The 2,726-nt window shown below is 38.8% G+C and carries 3 protein-coding genes; all 3 read left to right on the top strand.

The annotated features are described in order from the left end of the window. Positions 1–520, top strand: a 520-nt coding sequence (locus tag WB217_RS11710) for a spore germination protein (RefSeq protein ID WP_423993405.1), incomplete at its 5' end; no start/stop codon positions are given. Positions 521–523: 3 nt separating this feature from the next. Beyond that, positions 524–1,633: a GerAB/ArcD/ProY family transporter gene (locus tag WB217_RS11705; protein WP_423993404.1), complete on the top strand. Its 1,110-nt coding sequence runs from the start codon at positions 524–526 to the stop codon at positions 1,631–1,633. Next, positions 1,608–2,726 (top strand): Ger(x)C family spore germination protein (locus WB217_RS11700; protein ID WP_423993403.1); only part of this gene is annotated, 1,119 nt, incomplete at its 3' end. The genes WB217_RS11705 and WB217_RS11700, both read left to right, overlap by 26 nt.

Here is a 2,726-nt window from a genome sequence, read left to right as displayed (position 1 = left end):
CTTATTGCTCGCAATTGCTTCCTCCCGCGAGAAGGTACCATTTCCGGCAGTTATTGAGATCCTGATTATGGAAGCGGCATTTGAGCTGATTAGGGAGGCAGGACTTCGTGTACCAAGTCCGATCGGTCCGACCATTGGAATTGTAGGAGCACTCATTCTCGGACAGGCAGCGGTTCAAGCTAATATTATCAGCCCAATCGTGATTATTGTAGTCGCACTTGGCGGCCTAAGTTCTTTTGCCGTAAGCGATATAAGTTTGAATTTCGCAGTAAGGTTAATCCGTTTTATATTCATCTTGAGTGCAGCCATGCTCGGAATTTACGGGATGACAGCCACTTTTATTGCCGGTTTATTCTATATGGTTTCGCTGAAGTCATTTGGAGTCCCTTATCTTGCACCGATGTCTCCAAGTTATAAATCTTCCAAGGATACTATATTTCGCAAAATAATCAAAAATGAAAAATTAAGGCCGGGATTTTTGAAGCCAACTGATATGCAAAAAAAGAGCGATGAGGCATAAATCATGAAGCAGAATAAAGGGAAAATTGGAATTAAGGAATATACAGCAATCATCCTTCTTACCCTTGGGGCAAAATTAACTGATGATACCCCGTCCATTATTTTTGAGAATGCAAAAAATGCTGGCTGGATTGCAACGCTTTTGATTGGTATTACCTCATTGATTCCTATTCTCTTGCTATTAAAGGTTTTTTCAGTACATAAAGATAAAAACCTGCATGAGGTTATGATCTATCTGTTTGGCAAAATAATAGGAAACCTTATTTCAATATTCCTATTATTAGGCGGCATAGCAGCTTTGATCCTAGACTCTGGTGTATATGTAGATATCATTGGAACAATGTATTTTACAAAGACACCGCCAATAGTCATTTATGCGATCCTGATGACGGTTTGTGCTTATGGAGCCAAACGCGGTATTGAACAAATAGGTGCGGTATCCTGGCTGCTATTCCCCTATATAAAAATAACCTTATTCATTGCATTGATCTTTACATTCAAGGCAGGGAATATAGGATACTTATTCCCTCTATGGGGAGAAGGCAAGCTCGGAATCCTGAAAGCTTCTGCTAAAAATGTATCAATATTCGCAGATTTTTTCTTTCTGGGACTAATAGCCCCGCTGGTCACTACATTTAAGGATTTCAAAAAAGGAACCCTTATAGCACTTCTAATTGTAACCATCGAAATAAGCTTAGCATTAGTGGGATTTGTTATGCTGTTTGATTACACAACTGCAGAAATGCTCAGCTACCCATTCCATGAAACGATCCGGTACATCCAGATTGGTTTCCTTGCGAATGTAGAGACTTTATTTTTTCCTTTTTGGCTTGTTGCTACTTTTATAAGGTTTTCATTCTACCTATATTTAAGTGCTATTTTGCTCGGGGGAATTCTAAAAATAAAAGAATTTGAATATCTAATTCCTCTAATCACAGCCATTATTGTATTGATTGGCTACGCACCTGAAAGCCCTTCAATTGTTCTCTTTACGCTGAGACAGAATAACTTATTGCTGCTTAGTCCTGCCTTTATGGTCTTGCCTCCGCTTATGTGGATTATGGCAAAAATACGGGGAGATTTTAAGAATGAAAATGTTAAAGAATTCGGTTAAGCTCCTATTTATTTGCATGCTATTCACTATTCTTGCTGGCTGCTGGGACCAAAAGGAATTGGACCAGAAGGCATATGTCATAGCGATAGGACTAGATGAGGCAGAGCAAAAGGGAAAGGTGAAAGTGACTTACTTAATAGCGAACCCGGAAGTGGGGTCCCAGCAATCAGGAGGAGGCACTAATGAACCACCCCAGGAGATCGTTTCATTGATTGCAGACGATTTCATTTCGTCAAGGAATACAGCCAATGCAATCATTGCAAGAGAGATTTCATATGACTTGCTGCAAGTAATGATTGTATCAGAGGGTTTTGCAGAAAATCCAAATTTTATAAGGTGGATATATAGTGCAGCGAAGGACCGCGAAATTAAAAGAAGTGCGAAGTTAATCGTTTCAAAGGAGAAGGCAGAAAAATTTTTATTTACGAATAAACCACAGATTGAAACCCGGCCCCATAAATTTTTTGAATTGATGATTGAAAGAGGCCAGGCAACAGGAATGATTCCCAATACAGATCTTAATAGTTACTATAGTATTACTGAGAGTGATGCAGACCTATTTCTTGCCATTTATGCGACTACGGAAAAGGACGAATCACAAATGAAGATTTCTGATGATGACTTAATGGCTGGGGAGCTCCATGCAGATGGTACAACCAGGAATGCTCAATTCATGGGCTCGGCTGTCTTTAAAGAAGGCATCATGATAGGGAAAATAACTGGTGAGGAAACACGAATTTCAAGTTTATTGGACAATACATGGGATACGGAAGATATCATGACGAATTTTCAAGATCCCTTCAATGAAAAATATAGAATTTCAGCGAGAGTTTCCCAGAAAAGAAAAAATAAATATACGATTAAAAATAAATATGGCAGACCTGAAATTGTAATCCAGGTGCCATTATTCATAGAAATTTTAAGTGATCCCAGCATGATCAATTATGCCAAGAATAAAGGTAAAGTGATGGAATTACAGAGTTTTATCACGAAGATTATTGAGACTAAGATGAGTGAATATATTACCCGGACTCAGGAAGAATTCAAAGGCGATACCTTCCATTTATCTGTCCCAATCAGGAGGGAGTTTGGA

The organism is Mesobacillus sp., from assembly GCF_049588175.1.
Taxonomy (GTDB): domain Bacteria; phylum Bacillota; class Bacilli; order Bacillales; family Cytobacillaceae; genus Mesobacillus.
Note: the sequence above shows the minus strand (reverse complement) of the source record. Positions and strands in the feature narration are given on the sequence as shown.